Origin of the sequence: Ornithinibacillus xuwenensis, assembly GCF_039614845.1 — a bacterium.
In the GTDB taxonomy this organism is placed as follows: Bacteria; Bacillota; Bacilli; order Bacillales; family Amphibacillaceae; genus Ornithinibacillus; species Ornithinibacillus xuwenensis.
In genome coordinates this window covers 25,446-50,597 of sequence record NZ_JBDIML010000010.1, presented here as the reverse complement: position 1 = coordinate 50,597, position 25,152 = coordinate 25,446, and the positions used below count along the sequence as shown (strand labels likewise).

The window sequence follows — 25,152 nt, the reverse complement described above, 5'->3', positions numbered from 1 at the left end:
CGGAGTGAACATCAAGCAATTAATCAAAAACAACGACAATTTACTTAAGCTTGATGATGATGAAATTTTAATGCGAATCCATCAAGGGGATACCCAAGCGTTGGATTATCTAATCCATAAGTACAAGAATTTTGTCCGGGCTAAAGCTAGAACTTATTTCTTAATCGGTGCCGATAAAGAGGATATCATCCAAGAGGGGATGATTGGCCTGTATAAGGCAATCCGCGATTATGATGGTGAAAAGTTAACATCCTTTAAAGCATTTGCAGAGCTATGTATTACAAGACAAATTATTACGGCAATTAAGACAGCTACAAGACAAAAACATATTCCTTTAAATTCATATGTATCACTGGACAAGCCTATTTATGACGAAGAGTCAGATCGAACCTTACTCGATGTTATTGCAGGTTCGAAAGCAATAGATCCTCAGGAGTTATTAGTGAATCAAGAGAAATTCGGAGATATGGAAGTCAAGTTATCTGAATTGTTAAGTGAATTTGAAAAGAGAGTACTCCATTTATACTTAGAAGGTAGGTCGTATCAAGAGATTTCAGTGGACTTAGATAGGCATGTGAAATCAATTGATAATGCGCTCCAACGCGTAAAACGAAAATTAGAGCAGCTTATGGAAACGAATGAAGTGAATTCATAGGTGGCGTTGACACAATTGGACAACCATGCTACATTTATATGAGGAATAACCCGTAACGGGGTGACATGATGACGAAAAAAATTACTTTAGCGTGTGCAATTTGCTCTAGCAGAAATTATACAACTAGTAAGAATGTATCCACACAAACTTCACGTTTGGAAGTGCGTAAATATTGCAAGACATGTGGGCAACATACATTGCATCGCGAAACAAAATAAATCGATTTTAATAAAGTTTCTATGCATCTTCAGGTTGAGTTTGGGGAGGGTACAAGTATGTTTAAGTTTCTTAAAAATGTATCTAGAGAAATGAAAAAGGTTAGCTGGCCAAAAGGAAAAGAATTGACAAGCTATACGGTTGTCGTTATTTCAACAGTGGTGTTTATGGCTGTTTTCTTTGGATTAATTGATTTAGGAATATCAGAACTCTTGAACTTATTTTTTTGAATAAATTTCCTATAAGTATGCTATAATGAAAGTGAATAGAGATTATTATTAAAAACCCGGAAAAATTACGGGTTTTTTTAATACGATTTTTTTAGTTGTATGAACAAGTTGAAATCACCTACAAAGGGAGGGAAGGGCAAGGTATTGTCCTGAAGAAATGGAGAAAAACTGGTTTGTTATTCATACATATTCTGGGTATGAAAATAAAGTAAAAGCGAATTTAGAAAAACGTGTTGAAACAATGGGAATGGAAGATAAAATCTTCCGAGTAATCGTACCAGAAGAAGAAGAAACAGAAATTAAAAATGGTAAAAAGAAGGTATTAAAGAAGAAAGTTTTCCCTGGCTATGTTTTGGCAGAGATGATTATGACTGATGACTCTTGGTATGTTGTACGTAACACGCCAGGGGTAACGGGCTTTATCGGTTCTAGTGGTGGTGGAACAAAACCAACACCATTAATGCCAGATGAAGTGGACACAATCTTAAAGCGTATGGGTATGGCAGAGAAGGTCGTTCAAGTTGATTTTGAATTGAAGGAAAATGTCCGTGTTATAGATGGTCCGTTTTCAAACTTCACAGGATCTATTGAACATATTGATGTTGATAAACAAAAGCTTAAGGTTCATGTTAATATGTTCGGTAGAGAAACTCCAGTTGAATTGGATTTCTCTCAAATTGAAAAGATTTAAGGCTTTCATATAATTAAGGCCTTGCATTTTTTGTGTTTTCATGCTAAAATTCTTTTGTTATTCATGCCCTTGAGACAACAGGGTAATGGAAAAAATGAGTGGGAGGGACGAAGTGTCCCAATTACCACATCACGGACTTTAAGGAGGTGTGTCTCGTGGCTAAAAAAGTTATCAAATTAGTAAAATTGCAAATTCCAGCTGGTAAAGCGAACCCAGCACCGCCAGTAGGACCTGCACTTGGTCAAGCCGGTGTTAATATCATGGGATTCTGTAAAGAATTCAATGCTCGTACGCAAGATCAAGCTGGTTTAATTATTCCGGTTGAAATCACAGTATTTGAAGACCGTTCATTTACGTTTATTACGAAAACTCCACCTGCAGCAGTATTGCTTAAAAAAGCAGCTGGCTTAGAGTCAGGTTCTGGAGAGCCTAATAAAAACAAAGTTGCGACTTTGAAACGTGATAAAGTAAGAGAAATTGCAGAAACTAAGATGCCAGATTTAAACGCCGCTGACGTAGAAGCAGCGATGCGCATGGTTGAAGGAACTGCACGTAGCATGGGTATTGTTATCGAAGACTAATACTTTCAAATGTTACTAACTTAAGGTTGCGGTGATGGTCTTCCGTTTCGCGCAACCTTTTTCGTGATAATTTATGAGCCTATAAATTATTTGTGTAAGCTTTATAAAAGCATCCGTGCTTTTATAAGTGGGAGGTATTACCGTTATTACCACAATAGAGGAGGAAATTTTAAAATGGCTAAAAAAGGTAAAAGATATCAAGAAGCTGTGAAGCTTGTTGATCGTTCTAAATCTTATGAAATAAACGAAGCTGTAACTTTATTAAAAGAAACAGCTAAAGCTAAGTTTGACGAAACAGTTGAAGTTGCTTTTCGTCTAGGGGTTGACCCTAAGAAAGCAGACCAACAAATTCGTGGTGCTTTTGTTTTACCACACGGAACTGGTAAAACACAACGTGTATTGGTTTTCGCTAAAGGTGAAAAACTTAAAGAAGCAGAAGCAGCTGGAGCAGATTATGTAGGGGATCAAGATCTAATCAACAAAATCAACCAAGGTTGGTTCGAGTTTGATGTGATTGTTGCGACTCCTGATATGATGGCTGAGGTTGGTAAATTAGGACGTGTTCTAGGACCTAAAGGCTTAATGCCAAACCCTAAAACAGGTACTGTTACATTCGAAGTGGAAAAAGCTGTTAAAGAAATTAAAGCTGGTAAGGTTGAATATCGTGTAGATAAACAATCAAACATCCACGTTCCAATCGGAAAAATCTCTTTCGATGATCAAAAGCTAGTTGAAAACTTTGTAGCGCTTGTAGAAACAATCGTTAAAGTTAAGCCTCAAGCTGCAAAAGGGATTTATATGCGTAATGTAGCAATTACTTCAACTATGGGACCTGGAATCAGAGTTGACGTTTCAAACTACCGTTAATTGGTAATTGACTTTTCACAGCATATTCGGTATACTAAATTTCGTTGAATAATTGAATACGTTGTACCGTAGACAGTAGGTGCTGATGAAGCTTAATTTCCTGCCGAGGTGTTTGAGACAAATAGATAAATTTGTTTATTCGAGCCTCCATGTCTACATGGGGGCTCTCTTAATGATTGAAACCCGAACGGTATAATGGATAAAACTAACGGGAGGTGGAACAATGTCAAACGTATTAGAAAAGAAACAACAATTAGTGCAAGAAATCGCTGATAAACTTCGTGAAAGCCAATCAACTGTATTGGTTGACTACCGTGGTCTTGATGTTGCGGAAGTAACTCAACTTCGTAAAGAACTTCGTGATGCTGGTGTTGAATTTAAAGTTTACAAAAACACAATGACACGCCGTGCTGCTGAAGATGCTAATCTAGGTGAGTTGAACGAAGCACTAGTTGGACCAACTGCTATTGCATTCAGTAAGGATGATGTAATTGCTCCCGCTAAAATCCTAAGCAACTTTGCGAAAGAACATGAAGCTTTGGAAATTAAAGGCGGCGTACTAGAAGGCCAAATTGTAACACTTGATCAAATCAAGGAGCTTGCAGACCTACCAAACTACGAGGGTATGCTTTCTATGCTACTCAGCGTACTACAAGCACCAGTCCGCAATTTCGCTTATGTTACAAAAGCAATTGCAGAACAGAAAGAAGAACAAGGCGCGTAAGTTGATACGATATCAACAAACAGTCTCATCATAAAAACTTATAAAAATTAGGAGGAACTAAAAATGACTAAAGAGCAAATTATCGATGCTATTAAAGAAATGTCAGTACTAGATCTTAACGATCTTGTTAAAGCTATTGAAGAAGAATTTGGAGTAACTGCTGCAGCACCTGTTGCTGTTGCTGGTGGAGCTGCTGGTGGAGACGCTGCTGCTGAAAAAACTGAATTTGATGTTGTACTTGCTGACGCTGGTGCTTCTAAAATCAAAGTTGTTAAAGCGGTACGCGAAATCACTGGTCTTGGCTTAAAAGATGCTAAAGACTTAGTTGATAACGCTCCTAAAGCTGTTAAAGAAGGCGTTGCTAAAGAAGAAGCTGAAGAAGTTAAAGCTAAACTTGAAGAAGCAGGCGCTACTGTAGAAGTTAAATAATTTAATGGATTGATTCTATTAAAATTAAAAGAGCTCGTCGTGTTTATCGACGGGCTCTATATTTACACTTGAATTCTTCTGATTACATAATACAGTAAAGTAGGTGCTGGAATGTCTGAGCATTACTTTTCACAAAAACCCCAATCAAAAAGTTCACCCAAGACATGGAATTATCAATTACGAGGAAAAAACTATAGCTTTACAAGTGATATCGGTGTTTTTTCAAAGAATGAAATAGATTTTGGAACGAGATTGTTAGTAGAGGCATTTACTGCACCAGAAGTTGATGGAGATATCTTGGATTTAGGTTGTGGTTATGGGCCGATGGGGATGACGATTGCTGATTACTTGCCGGATCGCCAAGTGGTGATGGCTGATGTGAATGAGCGAGCGTTAGCACTTGCGGAATCCAATTCCAAGCATAATGGCATAGCAAATGTTGAGTTTGTGCAAAGTGATCAATTCACGAACTTAGAAGGTAGGCAATTTGCTGCGATAGTAACAAATCCGCCGATAAGGGCTGGGAAAAAGGTTGTTCATGGAATGTTTGAGGGCGGTAAAGCTAGTCTGCTAAAAGGTGGGGAGCTTTGGGTTGTTATTCAAAAAAAACAAGGTGCGCCATCAGCAATTGAAAAGCTTGAATCGTTATTTGGGAACTGTGAAACCGTAACGCGCAGTAAAGGCTACTATATTTTGTGCGCCAAAAACATTTGACTTCTTGATTTAGAGTGTGATAATATAATAAAATGCTAATATGGGACTTCCTTGTCAAGAGGAATTTTTATGAATTAAAGAAAAGTGTATAATTCATTGCTTATCGGAAACAATGATAGAATCGAGTTTGTGGGCGTTCTATCTATTTTTCTCATTTATTGAGAAGGTTTTGGAGGGGCTTGTTGCTTTTCTATTCTAAAATGATAACCCATTATTTTGGGTATGGCAAGTAATTATTTTCTTGAAACAAATGAGATATTACATAAAATCTTGTTTTATAGTAGAAGTTCTTGAGTCGCTATTTGTATGAGACATATTAGCATTTTTACAACGTTTTGTGGTATTAGAAAACTACCCTTCTAGGGTTATCTTCCTAGATAATGCTGTTTTCTAACAATATATTAGTTATTTTCAAATGTGGGCAGTAGCTCGCAAATAAAATATGCATGATTTGAGAGGTGAAGCAGTTGACAGGTCAACTAGTTCAGTATGGACGGCACCGCCAACGCAGAAGTTATGCGCGCATCAGTGAAGTATTAGAATTGCCGAATCTTATCGAAATCCAAACCGCTTCATATCAATGGTTTATGGAAGAAGGTTTGCGAGAAATGTTTCAAGACATTTCTCCAATTGAGGATTTTACAGGAAATCTATCGTTAGAATTTGTAGATTATAGTTTGGGAGAACCTAAATATCCTGTAGATGAATCGAAAGAAAGAGATGTTACTTACAATGCTCCGCTTCGTGTCAAGGTTCGTTTGATTAATAACGAAACTGGCGAAGTGAAAGAGCAAGAAGTCTTTATGGGAGACTTCCCTCTCATGACAGATACTGGTACATTCGTTATTAACGGAGCTGAACGTGTTATCGTATCACAGCTTGTTCGTTCACCAAGTGTCTACTTCAATGAAAAAATCGATAAAAACGGAAAAAGAGGAGTAGCAGCAACTGTAATCCCTAACCGAGGAGCTTGGTTAGAGTTTGAAACAGATGCGAAAGATGTTGCTTATGTCCGTATTGATCGTACACGTAAGTTGCCAATTACGGTTCTTTTACGTGCTCTAGGCTTTGGTTCAGATCAAGAAATTATTGATCTGATTGGTGAGAATGAATATCTCATTAACACCCTAGAAAAAGATAATACCGAAACAACTGAAAAAGCGCTACTTGAAATTTATGAGCGTTTGCGTCCGGGTGAACCACCTACTGTTGAGAATGCAAAAAGCTTATTAATTTCACGTTTCTTTGATCCAAAGCGTTATGACCTTGCTCATGTAGGACGCTATAAGATCAATAAAAAACTTCACATCAAGAATCGCTTGTTCAACCAAGTGCTTGCTGAGCCAATTGTAGACTCAGAAACAGGAGAAGTTTTGGCGCAAGCTGGTGATAAAGTAGAGCGTAGACTTTTAGATAAAATAATCCCTTACTTAGAGAATGATGAAGTAATCTTAGGGGAAAGAGTTCTTGAACCACATGATGGTGTGTTAGAGGACCCTATTCGTATTCAATCAATAAAAATTGTTGATCCTACAGATCCAAGTGGAGAAAGAGCACTTAATGTACTTGGTAATGCCAATATTGATACAAGTGTAAAACATATTACACCAGCAGATATATTAGCATCCATTAGCTATTTCTTTAACTTACTTCACCAAGTTGGGGACACAGATGATATCGATCATTTAGGTAACCGTAGACTTCGTTCTGTTGGTGAATTATTACAAAACCAATTCCGTATTGGGTTATCTCGTATGGAACGGGTTGTTCGTGAGCGTATGTCTATTCAAGACACATCTAGCGTGACGCCGCAACAATTAATTAATATTCGTCCGGTAATCGCTTCGATTAAAGAGTTCTTTGGTAGTTCACAGCTATCTCAGTTCATGGATCAAACGAATCCATTAGCAGAATTAACACATAAGCGTCGTCTATCCGCATTAGGACCAGGTGGGTTAACGCGTGAGCGTGCAGGCTTTGAAGTGCGTGACGTTCACTACTCACACTATGGCCGTATGTGTCCGATTGAAACGCCAGAGGGACCGAACATTGGATTAATTAACTCGCTGTCATCGTATGCGAAGGTAAATAAGTTTGGATTTATTGAAACTCCTTATCGTCGTGTAGATCCTGATACAGGTAAGGTTACAGCACAAATTGACTATCTTACAGCCGATGAAGAAGACAATTATGTTGTAGCACAGGCGAATGCGAGATTAAGTGATGATGGAACATTTACGGATGATGAAGTTATCGCTCGTTTCCGTGGTGAAAACACCGTAGTAGCTCGTGAGAAAATCGATTATATGGATGTATCACCGAAGCAGGTTGTATCAGCTGCGACAGCGTGTATTCCATTCTTAGAAAATGATGACTCAAACCGTGCTCTAATGGGTGCGAACATGCAACGTCAGGCAGTTCCATTATTAAACCCTGAGGCTCCTATTGTTGGTACGGGTATGGAGTATGTTTCTGGTAAAGACTCTGGAGCTGCGATTATCTGTAGGCATGAAGGTATTGTCGAGCGTGTTGAAGCGAAAGAAGTATTAGTACGACGTATATCTGAAGTAGATGGTAAAGAAGTAAAAGGTGATTTAGATCGTTATAAGCTTCAAAAGTTTATTCGTTCTAACCAAGGTACTTGTTATAACCAACGTCCAATCGTGAGTGAAGGCAATCGTGTTACCAAAGGCGAAGTGCTTGCTGATGGTCCTTCTATGGAAAAAGGAGAACTTGCTTTAGGTCGTAACGTATTAGTTGCGTTCATGACATGGGAAGGTTACAACTACGAGGATGCCATCATTATGAGTGAGCGATTGGTGAAAGATGATGTTTATACTTCTATTCATATTGAAGAATATGAATCTGAAGCTCGTGATACAAAGCTTGGACCAGAAGAAATCACAAGGGATATTCCAAACGTTGGTGAAGATGCCCTTAAAAATCTTAACGAGCAAGGTATTATCCGTATTGGAGCAGAGGTATCTGACGGTGATATCTTAGTTGGTAAGGTTACACCTAAGGGAGTAACCGAGCTTTCAGCGGAAGAGCGTTTACTACATGCGATCTTCGGAGAAAAAGCTCGTGAAGTACGTGATACATCATTACGTGTGCCTCATGGTGCAGGTGGTATTGTATTAGATGTTAAAGTGTTTAACCGTGAAGATGGTGACGAATTACCACCAGGTGTAAATGAACTAGTTCGTGTATATATTGTTCAAAAACGTAAAATACACGAAGGAGATAAAATGGCTGGTCGACATGGTAATAAGGGTGTAATCTCTAGAATATTACCAGAAGAAGATATGCCATATTTACCAGATGGTACACCAGTTGATATCATGCTTAACCCATTAGGGGTACCTTCTCGTATGAACATCGGACAGGTGTTTGAATTACATTTAGGTATGGCTGCTAGACAACTTGGAATTCACGTTGCAACACCAGTTTTTGATGGAGCAAATGAACAGGATGTTTGGGATACGCTTGAAGAAGCGGGCATGCCAAGGGATGCCAAAACAATCTTATATGATGGAAGAACAGGGGTACCATTCGACAACCGCGTATCTGTTGGGGTCATGTATATGATTAAACTAGCGCACATGGTTGATGATAAGTTACACGCTCGTTCTACTGGACCATATTCACTTGTTACGCAGCAACCACTGGGTGGTAAAGCACAATTTGGTGGACAGCGTTTCGGTGAGATGGAGGTTTGGGCATTAGAAGCATATGGTGCTGCCTATACGCTTCAAGAAATCTTAACTGTTAAATCAGACGACGTTGTTGGTCGTGTTAAAACATATGAATCAATTGTTAAAGGCGACAATGTTCCAGAGCCAGGAGTACCGGAATCATTTAAGGTACTGATCAAAGAATTACAAAGTCTAGGTTTAGACGTTAAGATTCTCGCTGGTGATGAATCAGAAATTGAGATGCGTGATTTAGAAGAAGAAGAAACACAAGCGGCAAGTAAGTTGAATTTAGAGGTTGAAGAAAATTAATGGGTGAGGGGAATTGACTTTATGTCTTTCCCCAATAGCTCATTTTCAAGAAAAATCTTAAGTAAAATCGGACATTAAAAAGGGAGGTATACCCTTGCTAGATGTAAATAACTTTGAATTTATGAAAATAGGTTTAGCTTCACCTGAAAAGATTCGTTCTTGGTCATATGGTGAGGTTAAAAAACCAGAAACCATTAACTATCGAACTCTAAAGCCAGAAAAAGATGGATTGTTCTGTGAACGCATCTTTGGTCCTCAGAAAGACTGGGAATGCCATTGTGGTAAATATAAGCGTGTACGTTATAAAGGTGTTGTTTGTGATCGCTGTGGTGTAGAAGTTACAAAGTCTAAAGTTCGCCGTGAGCGTATGGGACACATTGAATTAGCTGCTCCAGTATCACATATTTGGTATTTTAAAGGAATACCGAGCCGTATGGGGTTAGTATTAGATATGTCTCCTCGTGCATTGGAGGAAGTAATTTATTTTGCTGCCTATATTGTTACAGAGCCAGGAAGTACGCCTTTAGAGAAAAAACAATTACTTTCTGAAAAAGAATATCGTGCTTACTATGAAAAATACGGTAATACATTTAAGGCACAAATGGGTGCAGAAGCAATTCGGAAATTGTTACAAGATATTGATCTTGATAAAGAAGTAGATTCGTTGAAAGAAGAATTAAAAACTGCTCAAGGTCAACGTCGAACAAGAGCAATTAAACGTCTTGAAGTTTTAGAAGCATTCCGTAACTCAGGAAATGAAACTTCTTGGATGATTTTAGATGTTCTACCAGTTATTCCTCCAGAGATTCGACCAATGGTTCAGCTTGATGGTGGACGTTTTGCAACTTCTGACCTAAACGATTTATATCGTCGTGTTATTAACCGAAACAATCGTCTAAAGAGACTATTAGATTTAGGTGCACCTAGCATTATCGTGCAAAATGAAAAACGTATGCTACAAGAAGCAGTTGATGCGTTGATTGACAATGGTCGTCGTGGCCGACCTGTAACAGGGCCTGGTAACCGTCCATTAAAATCACTTTCACATATGCTAAAAGGTAAACAAGGTCGTTTCCGTCAAAACTTACTAGGTAAGCGTGTTGACTACTCAGGACGTTCTGTTATTGTCGTGGGACCAAACCTAAAAATGTATCAATGTGGATTACCGAAAGAAATGGCACTTGAGCTATTCAAGCCATTCATTATGAAAGAACTAGTAGAACGTGGTATTGCACATAATATTAAATCTGCTAAACGTAAGATTGAACGTGTTCATCCTGATGTGTGGGATGTGCTGGAAGATGTTATTAAGGAGCATCCGGTATTACTTAACCGTGCCCCTACTCTTCACAGACTTGGTATTCAGGCTTTTGAACCAACGTTGGTTGAAGGTCGTGCAATTCGTTTGCATCCATTAGTATGTACAGCATACAATGCTGACTTTGATGGAGACCAAATGGCTGTCCATGTTCCGCTATCTGCAGAAGCACAAGCAGAAGCTCGACTACTAATGTTAGCTGCCCAAAACATTTTAAATCCTAAGGATGGTAAGCCTGTTGTTACACCATCTCAGGATATGGTATTAGGTAACTATTATTTAACGTTAGAGCGAGAAAGTGCAGTTGGAGAAGGTACTGTATTCACAAATGTGGATGAAGCTCGTACAGCTTATCAAAATGGGTATGTTCACTTGCATACGCGTATTGCTGTTCAAGCGTCTAGCTTAAGCAACAAAACGTTCACAGCGGAGCAGAACAACCAATTGCTATTAACAACTGTTGGTAAATTAATATTCAATGAGATTCTTCCAGATTCATTCCCTTATATTAACGAACCAACTAAGAGTAATCTTGAGGTACGTACTCCTGAACATTACTTTGTTGAAAAAGGCACGAATATTAAAGAAGAGATTAAAAATCGTGACATCATTAAACCGTTCAAAAAAGGCTTCTTAGGTGATATTATCGCTGAGGTCTTCAAACGCTTTAAGATTACAGAAACATCTAAAATGCTTGACCGTATGAAAGATCTAGGATTCAGTATGTCAACAACTGCAGGTATGACAGTTGGTATCTCAGATATTGTTGTATTACCTGAAAAAGAAGGAATTCTAGATGAGGCTCAGAATAAAGTTGATAATGTGTTGAAGCAGTTCCGTCGTGGTTTAATTACGGAGGAAGAGCGTTATGACAGAGTTATCGCGATCTGGTCTCAAGCAAAAGATACAATTCAAGATAAGCTAATGGAGTCACTAGATAATCGTAACCCAATCTTCATGATGAGTGATTCAGGAGCAAGGGGTAACGCATCAAACTTCACACAGCTTGCTGGTATGCGTGGTCTAATGGCCAACCCGGCTGGACGTATCATCGAACTACCAATTAAATCAAGCTTCCGTGAAGGTTTAACGGTATTAGAGTACTTTATTTCAACACACGGTGCGCGTAAAGGTCTTGCGGATACAGCACTTAAAACAGCTGACTCTGGTTACTTGACTCGTCGTTTAGTAGATGTTGCACAGGACGTTATTGTTCGTGAAACGGATTGCGGAACAGACAGAGGATTACCAGTAACAGCATTAATGGATGGCAATGAAGTAATTGAACCATTATTTGACCGTTTGGTTGGTCGTACTGCGTTTGAATCAGTTGTGCATCCAGAATCTAAAGAGGTTATTGTTGATTTCGATACGGTTATCTCTGAGGATCAAGCTAAACAAATTATAGAAGCGGGAATCGAAACAGTTACAATTCGTACCGTATTCACATGTAATACAAAACATGGCGTATGTAAGAAATGCTATGGCCGTAATTTAGCAACTGGTTCAGAGGTTGAAGTAGGAGAAGCAGTTGGTATTATTGCCGCACAATCAATTGGTGAACCAGGTACTCAGTTAACCATGCGTACGTTCCACACTGGTGGGGTAGCAGGTGACGATATTACACAAGGTTTACCTCGTATCCAAGAGCTATTTGAAGCGCGTAACCCGAAAGGTCAAGCGATCATTAGTGAGGTTCATGGTACTGTATTAGAAATACATGAAGTAAAAGATAAGCAAGAGATTGTCATACAAGGCGATGTAGAGCAACGTTCCTATGCAGTTCCTTATAATGCTCGATTAAAGGTTTCTGTTGGTGACGAAGTAACTGCTGGTCAAGAATTAACAGAGGGTTCAGTTGATCCAAAAGCACTAATACGTGTTCAAGGTATTGCTGGAGTTCAGGATTACTTGCTACGTGAAGTGCAACGCGTATATCGTATGCAAGGTGTAGAAATCGGCGATAAACACGTAGAGGTAATGGTGAGACAAATGCTTCGTAAGGTTCGTGTAATTGACGCTGGAGATACGGAAGTTCTTCCAGGATCATTACTAGAACTACACCAGTTTAGAGAAGCGAACCGAAAAGTACTTCTTGAGGGCAACCAACCAGCTGTTGGTAGACCGGTACTACTAGGTATTACAAAAGCTTCACTAGAAACTGATTCATTCTTATCAGCAGCATCCTTCCAAGAAACAACAAGAGTACTTACAGATGCAGCAATCAAAGGTAAGCGTGATGAATTACTAGGGTTAAAAGAGAATGTTATTATCGGTAAGCTTGTGCCGGCAGGAACTGGAATGCAACGCTACCGTAAAATTCAGCTTCCGGCTGTTGAGGAAGAAGAAGTTGTAGAAGAGGTTGAACAGCCAGTTCAATAATTTCTAGTATTGAATGATAGTGGGTATCTACAAACAAGAATTTAATTCGGAAGCACCAAAAATATTTGAAATTTGAGTTGACATTAAAAAACGAGAATGATAATATATTCAAGGTGCTTCCGATTTATATTTGTTACTTTGGAGGATATTAAATGATGTCTTATGAAAAAGTGACGCAATTAAAATCGCAAATTATGATTGGTATGAAGCAAACGCTTAAGGCTATGAAAAATGGTCAAATAAGTGAAGTGTATATAGCAGAAGATGCTGACCGCTATATGACACAAAGTATTGAAGAATTAGCTAAAACGCTTGGCATACCTTGCCAACGTGTTGATTCCAAGAAAAAGCTAGGCGCAGCGTGTGGTATTGACGTTGGCGCATCAACAGTAGCAATTAAAAAATGATGGTTTTGGCGATTGTGAAATCGTGAAAGCTTTGTTTTTTGCTCAAGGATGAACCACCTGGATGTGTGGGATTACAACAAGGTGATTACTAGCTATAATTCTATGATAGTAAAGAAGAAGGGAGGACAACATAAATGCCTACAATTAATCAACTTGTGCGCAAAGGACGCGTAAACAAACCTAAGAAATCTGACTCACCAGCACTAAACAAAGGGTACAACAGCTTCAAAAAGTCATTGACTGATGAGAACTCACCGCAAAAACGTGGTGTTTGTACACGTGTTGGTACACTAACTCCAAAGAAACCGAACTCAGCACTACGTAAATATGCTCGTGTTCGTTTATCTAACAACATGGAGGTAACTGCATACATTCCTGGTATTGGACATAACCTACAGGAACACAGTGTAGTTCTAATCCGTGGAGGACGTGTAAAAGACTTACCAGGGGTACGTTACCACATTGTTCGTGGAGCACTTGATACTGCTGGAGTAGACGGTCGTATGCAAGGTCGTTCTAAATACGGAACGAAACGCCCTAAAGAGAAAAAATAAGCAAATAGCATAACAACTATGATTTAGGAAAGGAGGGGGACATATGCCACGTAAAGGACCAGTACCTAAGCGCGATGTCTTGCCAGATCCACTTTATAACTCAAAACTAGTAACTCGTTTAATCAACCAAATTATGGTTGACGGTAAACGAGGCATTGCTCAAAAACTTCTTTATAATGCGTTTGAACTAGTTGAACAACGCAGCGGACAAAATCCAATGGAAGTATTTGAACAAGCTATGAAAAACGTAATGCCTGTACTAGAAGTACGTGCACGCCGTGTTGGTGGTTCAAACTACCAAGTACCAGTTGAGGTTCGCCCAGAACGTCGTCAAACTCTAGGTCTACGTTACATTGTTAACTACGCACGTTTACGCGGAGAAAAAACAATGGAAGAACGTTTAGCTAATGAAATCCTAGATGCTTCTAACAATACAGGAGCTTCTGTTAAGAAACGCGAAGATATGCACAAAATGGCAGAAGCGAACAAAGCATTCGCTCACTACCGTTGGTAATCTAAACAAAAATAAAGGTTATAACAGGAAGGAGAAGAATACATGGCAAGAGAGTTCTCCTTGGAAAAGACGCGCAATATTGGTATTATGGCACACATTGATGCAGGTAAGACCACAACTACTGAGCGTATTCTTTTCTATACAGGACGCATTCACAAGATTGGTGAAACACATGAAGGTGCTTCACAAATGGACTGGATGGAACAAGAGCAAGAGCGCGGAATTACCATTACATCTGCTGCTACGACTGCTCAATGGAAAAACCACCGTATCAATATCATTGATACACCAGGACACGTAGACTTCACCGTTGAAGTTGAGCGTTCTCTACGCGTGCTTGACGGTGCGGTAACTGTACTAGATGCACAATCAGGTGTAGAACCTCAAACAGAAACTGTTTGGCGTCAAGCGACAACTTACGGTGTTCCACGTATCGTGTTTATCAACAAAATGGATAAAATCGGTGCGGATTTCATGTACTCAACCGGAACTTTAAAAGAACGTTTGGGAGCAAACGCTCACCCGGTTCAGCTTCCGATTGGTGCTGAGGATGAGTTTGAAGGTATTATTGATCTTATTGATATGGTTGCATACTACTATGAAGATGACTTAGGAACTCGTGCTGAATCACGTGAAATTCCTGAAGAATATAGAGCTAAAGCTGAAGAATTACGCAGTAGCCTTCTTGAAGCTGTATCTGAACTAGACGAAGAGCTTATGATGAAGTACTTAGAAGGAGAAGAAATCTCTAACGAAGAACTTAAAGAAGCTATTCGTAAAGCAACAATCAATGTAGAACTTTACCCAGTATTCTGTGGATCTGCATTCAAAAACAAAGGTGTTCAATTAATGCTTGATGGTGTAATTGATTTTCTTCCTGCGCCAACAGATGTACCAGATATCGAAGGTACTCTTCCTGACTCAGAAGAAAAAGTTACTCGTCCATCTTCAGATGATGCACCGTTCTCAGCGTTAGCGTTTAAAGTAATGACTGACCCATTTGTTGGGAAGTTAACTTTCTTCCGCGTTTACTCTGGAACACTTGATTCAGGTTCATACGTTCGTAACTCTGTAAAGGATAAGCGCGAACGTGTAGGTCGTATCCTACAAATGCACGCAAACTCTCGTGAGGAGATTTCAACAGTTTATTCTGGGGAAATTGCTGCTGCTGTAGGTCTAAAAGATACTACAACAGGTGATACGCTATGTGATGAAAAGAATCTAGTTATTCTTGAATCAATGGAGTTCCCTGAACCAGTTATCTCAGTTGCTATTGAACCAAAAACAAAAGCAGACCAAGATAAAATGGGTATTGCACTTGGCAAACTTGCTGAGGAAGACCCAACATTTAGAACAGAAACAAACCCTGAGACTGGTCAAACAATTATCTCTGGTATGGGTGAGCTTCACCTTGACATCATTGTTGACCGTATGAAACGTGAATTCAAAGTGGAAGCTAACGTTGGTGCACCACAGGTTGCATACCGTGAAACATTCCGTACAGCGGCTGAAGTTGAAGGTAAATTCGTACGTCAGTCAGGTGGACGTGGACAATTTGGTCACGTTTGGATCAAATTCGAGCCAAACGAAGAAGGTGCTGGCTTTGAATTCGAAAACAAAATCGTCGGTGGTGTTGTACCACGCGAATACATCCCTGCTGTTGAACAAGGTGTTAGAGAAGCAATGGAAAATGGTGTATTAGCTGGTTATCCATTAATTGACGTTAAAGCTTCATTATACGATGGTAGCTACCATGATGTTGACTCAAATGAAATGGCGTTTAAGATTGCTGCATCTATGGCACTTAAAGCTGCTAAGAACAAGTGTAACCCAGTTCTACTTGAACCAATTGAAAGAGTAGAAGTAGTTGTGCCTGAAGAGTACATGGGTGATATCATCGGTGATATTACTTCTCGTCGTGGTCGTATGGAAGGAATGGAAGCGCGTGGACAACTGCAAGTTATTAAAGCGTTCGTACCACTTGCTGAAATGTTTGGCTATGCAACTGCATTGCGTTCTAACACGCAAGGTCGTGGACAATACACCATGCACTTTGACCACTATGAAGAAGTACCAAAGAGTGTATCAGAAGAAATTATTAAGAAAAATGCTGGAGAATAATTGATTTTTTCATCATTCTCAAGTATAACTTTTATTGTAGGCTAAGAAATAACACAAGCTGTTATTTCTTGGCTCCAACATATACTTAAAAAATCTTTCAATTATTTAAAGGAGGAAATATAAATGGCTAAAGAAAAATTCGACCGCTCGAAAAGTCACGTTAACATTGGAACAATTGGACACGTTGACCATGGTAAAACTACTCTAACAGCTGCTATTACAACTGTAATGCACAAGAAATCTGGTAAAGGTACTGCAATGGCTTATGACCAAATTGATGGTGCTCCAGAAGAAAAAGAACGTGGAATTACAATCGCTACTTCTCACGTTGAGTATGAAACTGACACTCGTCACTATGCACACGTAGACTGCCCAGGCCACGCTGACTATGTTAAAAACATGATCACTGGTGCTGCACAAATGGACGGAGCTATCCTAGTAGTATCTGCTGCTGATGGTCCAATGCCACAAACTCGTGAGCACATCCTATTATCTCGTAACGTAGGTGTACCTACAATTGTAGTATTCCTAAACAAAGTAGATATGGTTGATGACGAAGAATTACTAGAACTAGTTGAAATGGAAGTACGTGATCTATTATCTGAATATGACTTCCCTGGTGATGATGTACCAGTAATCAAAGGTTCTGCTCTTAAAGCACTAGAAGGCGATGCTCAATACGAAGACGCTATCGTTGAATTAATGAACGCTGTTGATGAGTACGTTCCAACTCCAGAACGTGACACTGACAAACCATTCATGATGCCAGTTGAGGATGTATTCTCTATCACTGGTCGTGGTACTGTTGCAACTGGTCGTGTAGAGCGCGGTCAAGTTAAAGTTGGTGACGAAGTAGAAATTATCGGTCTTCAAGAAGAGTCTGGTAAAACAACTGTAACTGGTGTTGAAATGTTCCGTAAGCTTCTTGACTATGCTGAAGCTGGAGATAACATTGGTGCATTACTTCGTGGTGTATCTCGTGAAGATATCAACCGCGGTCAAGTACTTGCTAAACCAGGTACGATTACACCACACACTAACTTCAAAGCTGAAGTTTATGTACTATCTAAAGAAGAGGGTGGACGTCACACTCCATTCTTCTCAAACTATCGTCCACAGTTCTACTTCCGTACAACTGACGTAACTGGTGTTATTAACTTACCAGAAGGAGTAGAAATGGTAATGCCTGGAGACAACATCGAAATGGTTGTTGAGCTAATTTCTCCAATCGCTATTGAAGACGGTACTCGCTTCTCTATTCGTGAAGGTGGACGTACTGTTGGATCAGGTGTAGTTTCATCTATTACAAAATAATTATGTACTATCAAGGAACAGGTAACGTGACGACGTTACCTGTTTTTTTATTTGAATAATTGAATACGAGGTTTCATTAATGGTAATAAAGTATTAATGAAAGAACACTGTCTGTTGGTGGTGATAAATAACCACCAAACTTTCCCAATAAAAAATATGTATAAAACCTTGCAATCACTTAAATTGGTAAGTATAATTAGTAGATGTGCAACGGGATAGATTTCCTTAAAAAAAGGTTGCATTGGCCGTGTATATTCTATATAATAAGAATGTTGGTCACTAAAGGCGATGATGTGGAAGGTTGTTGGCACACCCGGCCCCTTTGCCATGGGCGGTTGCTAAGGAATTTTCACGGAGTATGTCTATAATAATATGGGCGAAAAGGAGGGAAAATAATGGCAAAAGAGAAGATTAGAATCCGTTTAAAAGCATATGATCACCGTATTTTAGATCAATCTGCTGAAAAAATCGTAGATACTGCGAAACGTTCTGGAGCAAAAGTTTCTGGACCAATTCCACTACCTACTGAGAAAGCTGTTTACACAATTTTGCGTGCAGTTCATAAATACAAGGACTCACGTGAGCAATTCGAAATGCGTACACATAAGCGTCTAATCGATATTGTAAACCCAACACCACAAACAGTTGATTCGCTAATGCGTCTTGATTTACCATCTGGTGTTGACATTGAAATTAAACTATAAAATTTTGTTTTTAAAATAGGAGGTGTAACGGATGACGAAAGGAATCTTAGGTCGTAAAATCGGCATGACACAGCTATTTAACGAAAGCGGAGAATTAATTCCGGTAACAGTTGTGCAAGCTGAGCCTAACGTTGTATTACAAAAAAGAACTGTTGAAAACGATGGGTATGAAGCAATTCAAATCGGTTTTCAAGATTTAAAGGAATCACGTACTAACAAAGCGGAAAAAGGTCATGCTGAAAAAGCAAACACAGCCCCTAAGCGCTACGTTCGTGAAATCCGTGACGCAGAACTTGATGGCTATGAAGTCGGTCAAGAAATCAGCGTTGAAATTTTCCAAGCTGGCGAAATGGTTGATGTAACTGGAACATCTAAAGGTAAAGGATTCCAAGGCTCTATTAAACGCCATGGTCAATCTCGTGGACCAATGTCTCACGGTTCTCACTACCACAGAGCTCCTGGTTCTATGGGATCAATCGACGCAATGCGCGTATTCCCAGGTAAAAAATTACCAGGTCACATGGGTCAAGAACAAGTAACAATCCAAAACCTTGAAGTAGTAAGTGTTGATGCTGAGCGCAATCTTCTACTAATTAAAGGTAATGTACCAGGTGCAAAAAAATCATTCGTAAAAATCACGAGTGCAATCAAGGCTAACTAATCATATATACGAAGGGAGGATATGTCATGCCTAAAGTAGCACTATTTAAACAAGATGGTTCACAAGCGGGAGAAATCGAATTAAACGATTCCGTTTTTGGTATTGAACCAAATACACATGTATTACATGAAGCAGTAGTAATGCAACGTGCTTCTATGCGTCAAGGTACACACGCTGTTAAAAATCGTTCTGAAGTACGCGGCGGTGGTCGTAAACCATGGCGTCAAAAAGGAACTGGACGCGCACGTCAAGGTTCTATTCGCTCACCTCAATGGGTTGGCGGTGGTACTGTATTCGGTCCAACTCCACGTAGCTACAGCTACAAACTACCTAAAAAAGTACGTCGTTTAGCGCTTAAATCTGCATTGTCTTCTAAAGTACAAGAAGAAAACGTAGTTGTGTTAGAGAACATCGCATTAGATGCTCCTAAAACAAAAGAAGTTGTAAAAATGCTTGGTGCTTTAAATGTAAACGAAAAAGCTCTAATCGTTACTGCTGATACTAACGAGAACGTTATTCGTTCTGCGAATAACCTTCAAGGAGTAAAAGTACTATCAGTAACTGAAGTTAACGTTCTAGATTTGTTAACGCATGACAAGCTAATCTTAACTAAAGATGCAGCTGAAAAAGCAGGGGAGGTGCTTGCATAATGACTGATGCACGTGATATTATTAAGCGCCCTGTCATCACAGAACATTCTGCTGACCTAATGGCAGAAAAGAAATATACGTTCGAAGTTAGTACAAAAGCTAACAAAACTCAAATCAAAGATGCTGTTGAAGAAATCTTTGGTGTTAAAGTTGAAAAAGTAAACACATTGAATCTAAAAGGTAAGTTCAAGCGAATGGGACGTTACGGTGGTTTCCGTCCGAATCGCAAAAAAGCTGTTGTGCAGCTTTCAGCAGACAGCAAAGATTTAGATTTCTTTGAAGGCTAAGAGAAAATAAGTGAAGGAGGGAAAATAAGATGGCGATTAAAAAATTCAAACCTACCTCAAATGGTAGACGTAATATGTCTGTTTCTGATTTCGCTGAGATCACTACAGACAAACCGGAAAAATCCCTACTTGCTCCATTAGCAAAACGCGGTGGACGTAACAACCAAGGGAAATTAACGGTTCGTCATCAAGGTGGCGGTCATAAGCGTCAATATCGTATTATTGATTTTAAACGCGATAAAGATGGTATACCAGGAAACGTTGCTACAATTGAGTACGATCCAAACCGTACCGCTAACATTGCATTAATCAACTACGCTGATGGTGAAAAGCGTTATATCCTTGCTCCAAAAGGTTTACAAGTAGGGCAAGTAATTGAATCTGGAGAAGCTGCTGATATTAAAGTGGGTAATGCACTTCCATTATCAAACATTCCAGTTGGTACAATTATTCATAATATTGAACTTAAACCAGGAAACGGTGGACAGTTAGCTCGTTCTGCGGGTGCTGAAGCTCAAATCCTAGGTCGTGAAGAAAAATATACACTTGTTCGTTTAGCTTCAGGTGAAGTACGTTTAGTGTTATCAACTTGCCGCGCAACTATCGGTCAAGTAGGAAACATCGAGCATGAATTAATTCGTGTTGGTAAAGCTGGACGTTCTCGTTGGAAGGGTATCCGCCCAACTGTACGTGGATCTGTAATGAACCCGAATGATCACCCACACGGTGGTGGTGAAGGACGCGCTCCAATCGGACGTAAATCACCAATGTCACCATGGGGCAAACCAACACTTGGTTACAAAACACGTAAACGTAATAAAGCTTCAGATAAGTTTATTGTGCGTAAACGTAAAAAATAAATGTAACGTTGAATGGGATTATTATCCTGTTTCTGAACTTCGAAAGGAGGTTTATCCATGGGTCGTAGCTTAAAAAAAGGACCTTTTGCAGATGACCATCTAATGAAAAAGATTGATCAATTGAATGAATCTGACAAGAAGCAAGTGATTAAAACTTGGTCACGTCGTTCTACAATATTCCCGACATTTATCGGTCATACTATTGCTGTATATGATGGACGTAAGCATGTACCTGTATTTGTTACAGAGGACATGGTTGGACATAAATTAGGTGAATTTGCGCCAACACGTACGTACAAAGGGCACGCAAATGACGATAAGAAAACAAAACGCTAATGAGAGGAGGCGCTTAAGGTATGCAAGCTAAAGCCGTAGCAAAATCAGTTCGTATTGCTCCTCGTAAAGTGCGATTAGTCGTTGATTTAATTCGAGGAAAACAAGTTGGCGAAGCAATTGCTATTCTACGCCACACACAACGCGGTGCTTCTCCGGTCGTAGAAAAAGTGTTGAAATCTGCAATCGCAAACGCAGAACACAACTATGAAATGGATACAGATAACTTAGTAGTATCTGAGGCATTCGTAAATGAAGGTGTAACATTGAAACGTTTCCGTCCACGTGCGCAAGGACGTGCAAGCAGAATTAACAAGCGCACTAGCCACATTACAGTGGTGCTAACAGAAAAGAAGGAGGGATAGTTAGTGGGTCAAAAAGTGAATCCAACAGGTCTTCGCGTAGGTATCATCAAAGACTGGGAGTCTAAGTGGTACGCTGGCAAAGATTATGCAGACTTACTACACGAAGATATTAAAATTAGAGAATATCTTGAAAACCGCTTAAAAACTGCTGCTGTTTCCCATATCGAAATTGAACGTGCAGCTAATCGTGTTAACGTTACGATTCACACTGGTAAACCAGGAATGGTTATCGGTAAAGGCGGATCTGAAGTAGAAGCTCTACGTAACTCATTAAATAGCTTAACTGGCAAACGCGTTCACATTAACATTGTTGAAATTAAAAAAGTTGATGTAAATGCTAAGTTAGTTGCTGAAAACATTGCTCGTCAATTAGAAAATCGTATTTCATTCCGTCGTGCACAAAAGCAATCTATCCAACGTGCAATGCGCGCAGGTGCAAAAGGAATCAAAACACAAGTATCTGGTCGTCTAGGTGGCGCGGATATTGCTCGTGCTGAACATTATAGTGAAGGAACAGTACCACTACACACACTTCGTGCTGATATCGATTATGCAACAGCTGAAGCTGATACAACATACGGTAAACTAGGTATTAAAGTGTGGATTTATCGTGGTGAAGTCCTTCCAACTAAATCAAAAAAATAAGGAAGGGGGCAGATGCATTATGTTAATGCCTAAACGTGTTAAATATCGTAGACAACATCGTGGTAAAATGAGAGGCCAAGCTAAAGGTGGTACTCAAGTTACATTTGGTGAATATGGAATACAAGCTCTTGAAGCTTCTTGGATTACAAGTCGTCAAATCGAAGCTGCTCGTATCGCTATGACTCGTTACATGAAACGTGGCGGTAAAGTTTGGATTAAAATTTTCCCAGATAAACCTTATACTGCAAAGCCTCTTGAAGTCCGAATGGGTTCTGGTAAAGGTGCTCCTGAGGGCTGGGTAGCTGTAGTTAAACCAGGTAAAGTAATGTTCGAGATCGCTGGAGTTTCTGAAGAGGTTGCACGCGAAGCGTTGCGTCTTGCTTCACACAAACTGCCGATCAAAACTAAATTCGTAAAACGTGAAGAAATTGGTGGTGAAATCAATGAAGGCTAATGATATCAGAGAACTAACCACTGCCGAAATTGAACAAAAACTTAAATCGTTAAAAGAAGAATTATTTAATTTACGCTTCCAACTAGCAACTGGTCAACTTGAAAACACTGCACGTATCCGTGAAGTAAGAAAGACTATTGCTCGTATGAAAACTGTTGTACGTCATCGTGAACTAAGCGTAAACAACTGATAATGAGAGGAGGTTAGCCTCAAAATGACTGAACGTAATGATCGTAAGGTATATACAGGCCGTGTCGTTTCAGATAAAATGGATAAAACAATTACTGTTTTAGTTGAAACTTACAAAACTCATAAGCTATATGGTAAACGCGTTAAATATTCTAAGAAATTTAAAGCTCATGATGAAAACAATCAAGCTAAAACTGGCGATGTTGTTCGTATCATGGAAACTCGTCCGCTATCAGCAACTAAACGTTTCCGTCTAGTTGAAGTAGTTGAAGAAGCGGTAATTATATAATTAAAGTTCGCTCGGAAGGTATCCGAAGGGAGGTCGCAAGAGTTGATTCAACAAGAAACTCGTTTAAAAGTTGCAGATAACTCTGGTGCGCGTGAGTTGCTTACTATCAAAGTACTAGGTGGCTCTGGTCGTAAGACTGCTAACATTGGTGATGTTATCGTTTGTTCTGTAAAACAAGCAACACCAGGAGGCGTTGTCAAAAAAGGTGACGTTGTTAAAGCAGTAATCGTTCGTACTAAGTCTGGTGTACGTCGTAAAGACGGCTCATATATTCGTTTTGATGAAAATGCTGCAGTAATCATTCGTGACGACAAAAGTCCAAGAGGTACTCGTATCTTCGGACCAGTTGCACGTGAATTACGTGATGCACAGTTCATGAAAATCGTATCTCTAGCTCCAGAAGTTCTATAAGAAAGAGAATTACCTTGTCAAGGAGGTGCGTAAAGCATGCATGTAAAAAAAGGTGATAAAGTTATCGTTATGTCCGGTAAAGACCGTGGAAAAACAGGCACTATTTTAGAAGCATATCCAAAGAAGGATCGTGTTCTTGTAGAGGGCGTTAACATGATTAAAAAACACGCGAAGCCTTCACAAGAAAATCCACAAGGTGGAATTCTTAACCAAGAAGCTCCAATTCATGTTTCTAACGTGATGCCAGTAGATCCAAAATCCGGTAAACCAACCCGCGTTGGTTACGAAGTACGTGATGGAAAGAAAGTCCGCATCGCTAAAAGTTCCGGTGAAGCATTAGATAAATAGTATGTGCTGTGAAAGGAGGGCAACATGGTGAATCAATTAAGACAAAAATACCAAGATGAAATAGTATCATCTTTAATGAATAAATTTAACTATAAGTCTGTAATGGAAGTGCCAGCGGTTGAGAAAATCGTTATCAACATGGGTGTTGGTGATGCAGTTCAAAACTCTAAGGCACTAGATAGTGCTGTTGAAGAACTAGCATTAATTTCTGGTCAAAAACCTATGATTACACGTGCTAAAAAATCAATCGCTGGTTTCCGTCTACGTGAAGGAATGCCGATTGGTGCGAAAGTTACCCTACGTGGTGAGCGCATGTATGAATTCCTACAAAAGCTAATCGCAGTTTCACTACCACGTGTACGTGACTTCCGCGGTATTTCTAAGAAAGCTTTTGATGGTCGTGGTAACTACACTTTAGGTGTTAAAGAACAATTAATTTTCCCAGAAATTAATTACGATAAAGTAAACAAAGTGCGCGGTATGGATATTGTTATTGTAACAACTTCTAATACTGATGAAGAAGCACGCGAACTTTTAGCTCAGCTTGGCATGCCTTTCCAAAAATAGACGTGAGCTAATACAAGGAGGGAAAATTGTGGCTAAAAAATCAATGATTGCGAAACAAAAACGCCCACAAAAGTATAAAGTTCAAGAATATACTCGTTGTGAACGTTGCGGTCGTCCGCATTCTGTAATTCGTAAATTTAAACTTTGCCGTATTTGTTTCCGTGAACTTGCCTACAAAGGTCAAATTCCTGGTGTCAAAAAAGCAAGCTGGTAAACCCCGATTCGGGAAGGAGGTAATTAGTAATGGTTATGACAGATCCAATCGCAGATATGCTAACTCGTATTCGTAATGCTAACATGGTTAAACATGAAAAATTAGAGCTTCCTGCTTCTAAAATTAAAACTGATATCGCTGATATTCTAAAACGAGAAGGTTTTGTACGTGATTATGAAGTTATAGAAGATAACAAACAAGGCGTTCTGCGTTTATTCCTTAAGTACGGTGCAAATGAGGAACGAGTAATTACAGGAATTAAGCGTATTAGTAAGCCAGGACTACGTGTTTATGCAAAAGCTGACGAAGTACCACGTGTACTTAACGGTCTAGGTATTGCTATCGTATCAACATCTAAAGGTGTACTTTCTGATAAAGAAGCGCGCGCACAAGCTGTTGGTGGCGAAGTTCTTGCATATGTTTGGTAATTAATTTTTTTGATGAGGAGGTGCAT

The 25,152-nt window shown here is 39.4% G+C and carries 32 protein-coding genes and 1 other annotated feature; all 32 genes read left to right on the top strand.

What is annotated here, in order from left to right; genetic code table 11:
- The first annotated feature begins 4 nt into the window (after positions 1 to 4).
- The 32 genes from sigH to rpsH all read left to right on the top strand — a co-directional run bounded on the left by sigH (position 5) and on the right by rpsH (position 25,126).
- On the top strand, positions 5 to 655 hold the full coding sequence (gene sigH / locus ABC228_RS18310; RefSeq protein WP_345826620.1) for an RNA polymerase sporulation sigma factor SigH: 651 nt from the start codon (positions 5 to 7) through the stop codon (positions 653 to 655).
- A 68-nt stretch (positions 656 to 723) separates the two neighbouring features.
- Complete coding sequence (gene rpmG / locus ABC228_RS18305; RefSeq protein WP_345826639.1) at positions 724 to 873, top strand: 50S ribosomal protein L33; 150 nt, start codon at positions 724 to 726, stop codon at positions 871 to 873.
- 57 nt (positions 874 to 930) lie between these two features.
- On the top strand, positions 931 to 1,101 hold the full coding sequence (gene secE / locus ABC228_RS18300) for a preprotein translocase subunit SecE (RefSeq protein ID WP_345826619.1): 171 nt from the start codon (positions 931 to 933) through the stop codon (positions 1,099 to 1,101).
- Between the two features lie 157 nt (positions 1,102 to 1,258).
- Complete coding sequence (nusG, locus tag ABC228_RS18295) at positions 1,259 to 1,792, top strand: transcription termination/antitermination protein NusG (protein WP_345826618.1); 534 nt, start codon at positions 1,259 to 1,261, stop codon at positions 1,790 to 1,792.
- Positions 1,793 to 1,947: 155 nt separating this feature from the next.
- Positions 1,948 to 2,373, top strand: coding sequence for a 50S ribosomal protein L11 (rplK, locus tag ABC228_RS18290; RefSeq protein ID WP_345826638.1), 426 nt, complete (start codon positions 1,948 to 1,950; stop codon positions 2,371 to 2,373).
- Between the two features lie 174 nt (positions 2,374 to 2,547).
- Complete coding sequence (gene rplA, locus ABC228_RS18285; RefSeq protein WP_345826617.1) at positions 2,548 to 3,240, top strand: 50S ribosomal protein L1; 693 nt, start codon at positions 2,548 to 2,550, stop codon at positions 3,238 to 3,240.
- Positions 3,241 to 3,288: 48 nt separating this feature from the next.
- Positions 3,289 to 3,420: a sequence feature (ribosomal protein L10 leader region), on the top strand.
- Between the two features lie 43 nt (positions 3,421 to 3,463).
- A complete protein-coding gene (gene rplJ / locus ABC228_RS18280; protein WP_345826616.1) occupies positions 3,464 to 3,964 on the top strand; it encodes a 50S ribosomal protein L10 in 501 nt (166 codons plus the stop codon).
- Between the two features lie 63 nt (positions 3,965 to 4,027).
- Complete coding sequence (gene rplL / locus ABC228_RS18275) at positions 4,028 to 4,393, top strand: 50S ribosomal protein L7/L12 (RefSeq protein WP_345826615.1); 366 nt, start codon at positions 4,028 to 4,030, stop codon at positions 4,391 to 4,393.
- A 111-nt stretch (positions 4,394 to 4,504) separates the two neighbouring features.
- Complete coding sequence (locus ABC228_RS18270) at positions 4,505 to 5,107, top strand: class I SAM-dependent methyltransferase (RefSeq protein WP_345826614.1); 603 nt, start codon at positions 4,505 to 4,507, stop codon at positions 5,105 to 5,107.
- Between the two features lie 467 nt (positions 5,108 to 5,574).
- On the top strand, positions 5,575 to 9,111 hold the full coding sequence (gene rpoB, locus ABC228_RS18265; RefSeq protein WP_345826613.1) for a DNA-directed RNA polymerase subunit beta: 3,537 nt from the start codon (positions 5,575 to 5,577) through the stop codon (positions 9,109 to 9,111).
- Positions 9,112 to 9,205: 94 nt separating this feature from the next.
- Positions 9,206 to 12,811, top strand: a complete 3,606-nt coding sequence (rpoC, locus tag ABC228_RS18260) for a DNA-directed RNA polymerase subunit beta' (protein WP_345826612.1) — start codon at positions 9,206 to 9,208, stop codon at positions 12,809 to 12,811.
- Between the two features lie 155 nt (positions 12,812 to 12,966).
- A complete protein-coding gene (locus tag ABC228_RS18255; protein WP_345826637.1) occupies positions 12,967 to 13,218 on the top strand; it encodes a ribosomal L7Ae/L30e/S12e/Gadd45 family protein in 252 nt (83 codons plus the stop codon).
- Between the two features lie 134 nt (positions 13,219 to 13,352).
- Complete coding sequence (rpsL, locus tag ABC228_RS18250) at positions 13,353 to 13,772, top strand: 30S ribosomal protein S12 (RefSeq protein WP_345826611.1); 420 nt, start codon at positions 13,353 to 13,355, stop codon at positions 13,770 to 13,772.
- A 43-nt stretch (positions 13,773 to 13,815) separates the two neighbouring features.
- Complete coding sequence (gene rpsG, locus ABC228_RS18245) at positions 13,816 to 14,286, top strand: 30S ribosomal protein S7 (RefSeq protein ID WP_345826610.1); 471 nt, start codon at positions 13,816 to 13,818, stop codon at positions 14,284 to 14,286.
- A 42-nt stretch (positions 14,287 to 14,328) separates the two neighbouring features.
- A complete protein-coding gene (gene fusA, locus ABC228_RS18240; protein ID WP_345826609.1) occupies positions 14,329 to 16,407 on the top strand; it encodes an elongation factor G in 2,079 nt (692 codons plus the stop codon).
- 123 nt (positions 16,408 to 16,530) lie between these two features.
- A complete protein-coding gene (tuf, locus tag ABC228_RS18235; protein WP_345826608.1) occupies positions 16,531 to 17,721 on the top strand; it encodes an elongation factor Tu in 1,191 nt (396 codons plus the stop codon).
- Positions 17,722 to 18,116: 395 nt separating this feature from the next.
- Positions 18,117 to 18,425, top strand: coding sequence for a 30S ribosomal protein S10 (gene rpsJ, locus ABC228_RS18230; RefSeq protein ID WP_010095771.1), 309 nt, complete (start codon positions 18,117 to 18,119; stop codon positions 18,423 to 18,425).
- A gap of 31 nt (positions 18,426 to 18,456) precedes the next feature.
- Positions 18,457 to 19,086: a 50S ribosomal protein L3 gene (gene rplC, locus ABC228_RS18225; RefSeq protein WP_345826607.1), complete on the top strand. Its 630-nt coding sequence runs from the start codon at positions 18,457 to 18,459 to the stop codon at positions 19,084 to 19,086.
- Positions 19,087 to 19,112: 26 nt separating this feature from the next.
- Positions 19,113 to 19,736 carry a 50S ribosomal protein L4 gene (rplD, locus tag ABC228_RS18220; RefSeq protein ID WP_345826606.1) on the top strand — a complete coding sequence of 208 codons (624 nt, stop codon included), beginning with the start codon at positions 19,113 to 19,115 and terminating at the stop codon, positions 19,734 to 19,736.
- The gene (rplW, locus tag ABC228_RS18215) at positions 19,736 to 20,023 is read left to right on the top strand and encodes a 50S ribosomal protein L23 (RefSeq protein ID WP_345826605.1); all 288 of its coding nucleotides are present in this window, start codon (positions 19,736 to 19,738) and stop codon (positions 20,021 to 20,023) included. The genes rplD and rplW overlap by 1 nt, the downstream gene beginning before the upstream one ends.
- A gap of 29 nt (positions 20,024 to 20,052) precedes the next feature.
- Complete coding sequence (rplB, locus tag ABC228_RS18210) at positions 20,053 to 20,883, top strand: 50S ribosomal protein L2 (protein WP_345826604.1); 831 nt, start codon at positions 20,053 to 20,055, stop codon at positions 20,881 to 20,883.
- Between the two features lie 57 nt (positions 20,884 to 20,940).
- Positions 20,941 to 21,219 carry a 30S ribosomal protein S19 gene (rpsS, locus tag ABC228_RS18205; protein ID WP_345826603.1) on the top strand — a complete coding sequence of 93 codons (279 nt, stop codon included), beginning with the start codon at positions 20,941 to 20,943 and terminating at the stop codon, positions 21,217 to 21,219.
- Positions 21,220 to 21,239: 20 nt separating this feature from the next.
- Complete coding sequence (rplV, locus tag ABC228_RS18200; protein WP_345826602.1) at positions 21,240 to 21,581, top strand: 50S ribosomal protein L22; 342 nt, start codon at positions 21,240 to 21,242, stop codon at positions 21,579 to 21,581.
- A gap of 3 nt (positions 21,582 to 21,584) precedes the next feature.
- Positions 21,585 to 22,226 carry a 30S ribosomal protein S3 gene (rpsC, locus tag ABC228_RS18195; protein ID WP_345826601.1) on the top strand — a complete coding sequence of 214 codons (642 nt, stop codon included), beginning with the start codon at positions 21,585 to 21,587 and terminating at the stop codon, positions 22,224 to 22,226.
- A gap of 19 nt (positions 22,227 to 22,245) precedes the next feature.
- Positions 22,246 to 22,680 carry a 50S ribosomal protein L16 gene (gene rplP, locus ABC228_RS18190; RefSeq protein ID WP_010095762.1) on the top strand — a complete coding sequence of 145 codons (435 nt, stop codon included), beginning with the start codon at positions 22,246 to 22,248 and terminating at the stop codon, positions 22,678 to 22,680.
- The gene (gene rpmC, locus ABC228_RS18185) at positions 22,670 to 22,870 is read left to right on the top strand and encodes a 50S ribosomal protein L29 (RefSeq protein ID WP_345826600.1); all 201 of its coding nucleotides are present in this window, start codon (positions 22,670 to 22,672) and stop codon (positions 22,868 to 22,870) included. The genes rplP and rpmC overlap by 11 nt, the downstream gene beginning before the upstream one ends.
- A gap of 24 nt (positions 22,871 to 22,894) precedes the next feature.
- Positions 22,895 to 23,158: a 30S ribosomal protein S17 gene (rpsQ, locus tag ABC228_RS18180; protein ID WP_047981956.1), complete on the top strand. Its 264-nt coding sequence runs from the start codon at positions 22,895 to 22,897 to the stop codon at positions 23,156 to 23,158.
- Positions 23,159 to 23,200: 42 nt separating this feature from the next.
- Positions 23,201 to 23,569, top strand: a complete 369-nt coding sequence (gene rplN, locus ABC228_RS18175; protein ID WP_010095756.1) for a 50S ribosomal protein L14 — start codon at positions 23,201 to 23,203, stop codon at positions 23,567 to 23,569.
- 36 nt (positions 23,570 to 23,605) lie between these two features.
- Entirely contained in the window at positions 23,606 to 23,917 is a 312-nt protein-coding gene (gene rplX / locus ABC228_RS18170; RefSeq protein ID WP_345826599.1) for a 50S ribosomal protein L24, read from the top strand.
- 27 nt (positions 23,918 to 23,944) lie between these two features.
- Complete coding sequence (gene rplE, locus ABC228_RS18165) at positions 23,945 to 24,484, top strand: 50S ribosomal protein L5 (protein ID WP_345826636.1); 540 nt, start codon at positions 23,945 to 23,947, stop codon at positions 24,482 to 24,484.
- 28 nt (positions 24,485 to 24,512) lie between these two features.
- Positions 24,513 to 24,698: a type Z 30S ribosomal protein S14 gene (locus ABC228_RS18160; protein WP_010652082.1), complete on the top strand. Its 186-nt coding sequence runs from the start codon at positions 24,513 to 24,515 to the stop codon at positions 24,696 to 24,698.
- 29 nt (positions 24,699 to 24,727) lie between these two features.
- The gene (rpsH, locus tag ABC228_RS18155; RefSeq protein WP_345826597.1) at positions 24,728 to 25,126 is read left to right on the top strand and encodes a 30S ribosomal protein S8; all 399 of its coding nucleotides are present in this window, start codon (positions 24,728 to 24,730) and stop codon (positions 25,124 to 25,126) included.
- Positions 25,127 to 25,152: the final 26 nt, after the last annotated feature.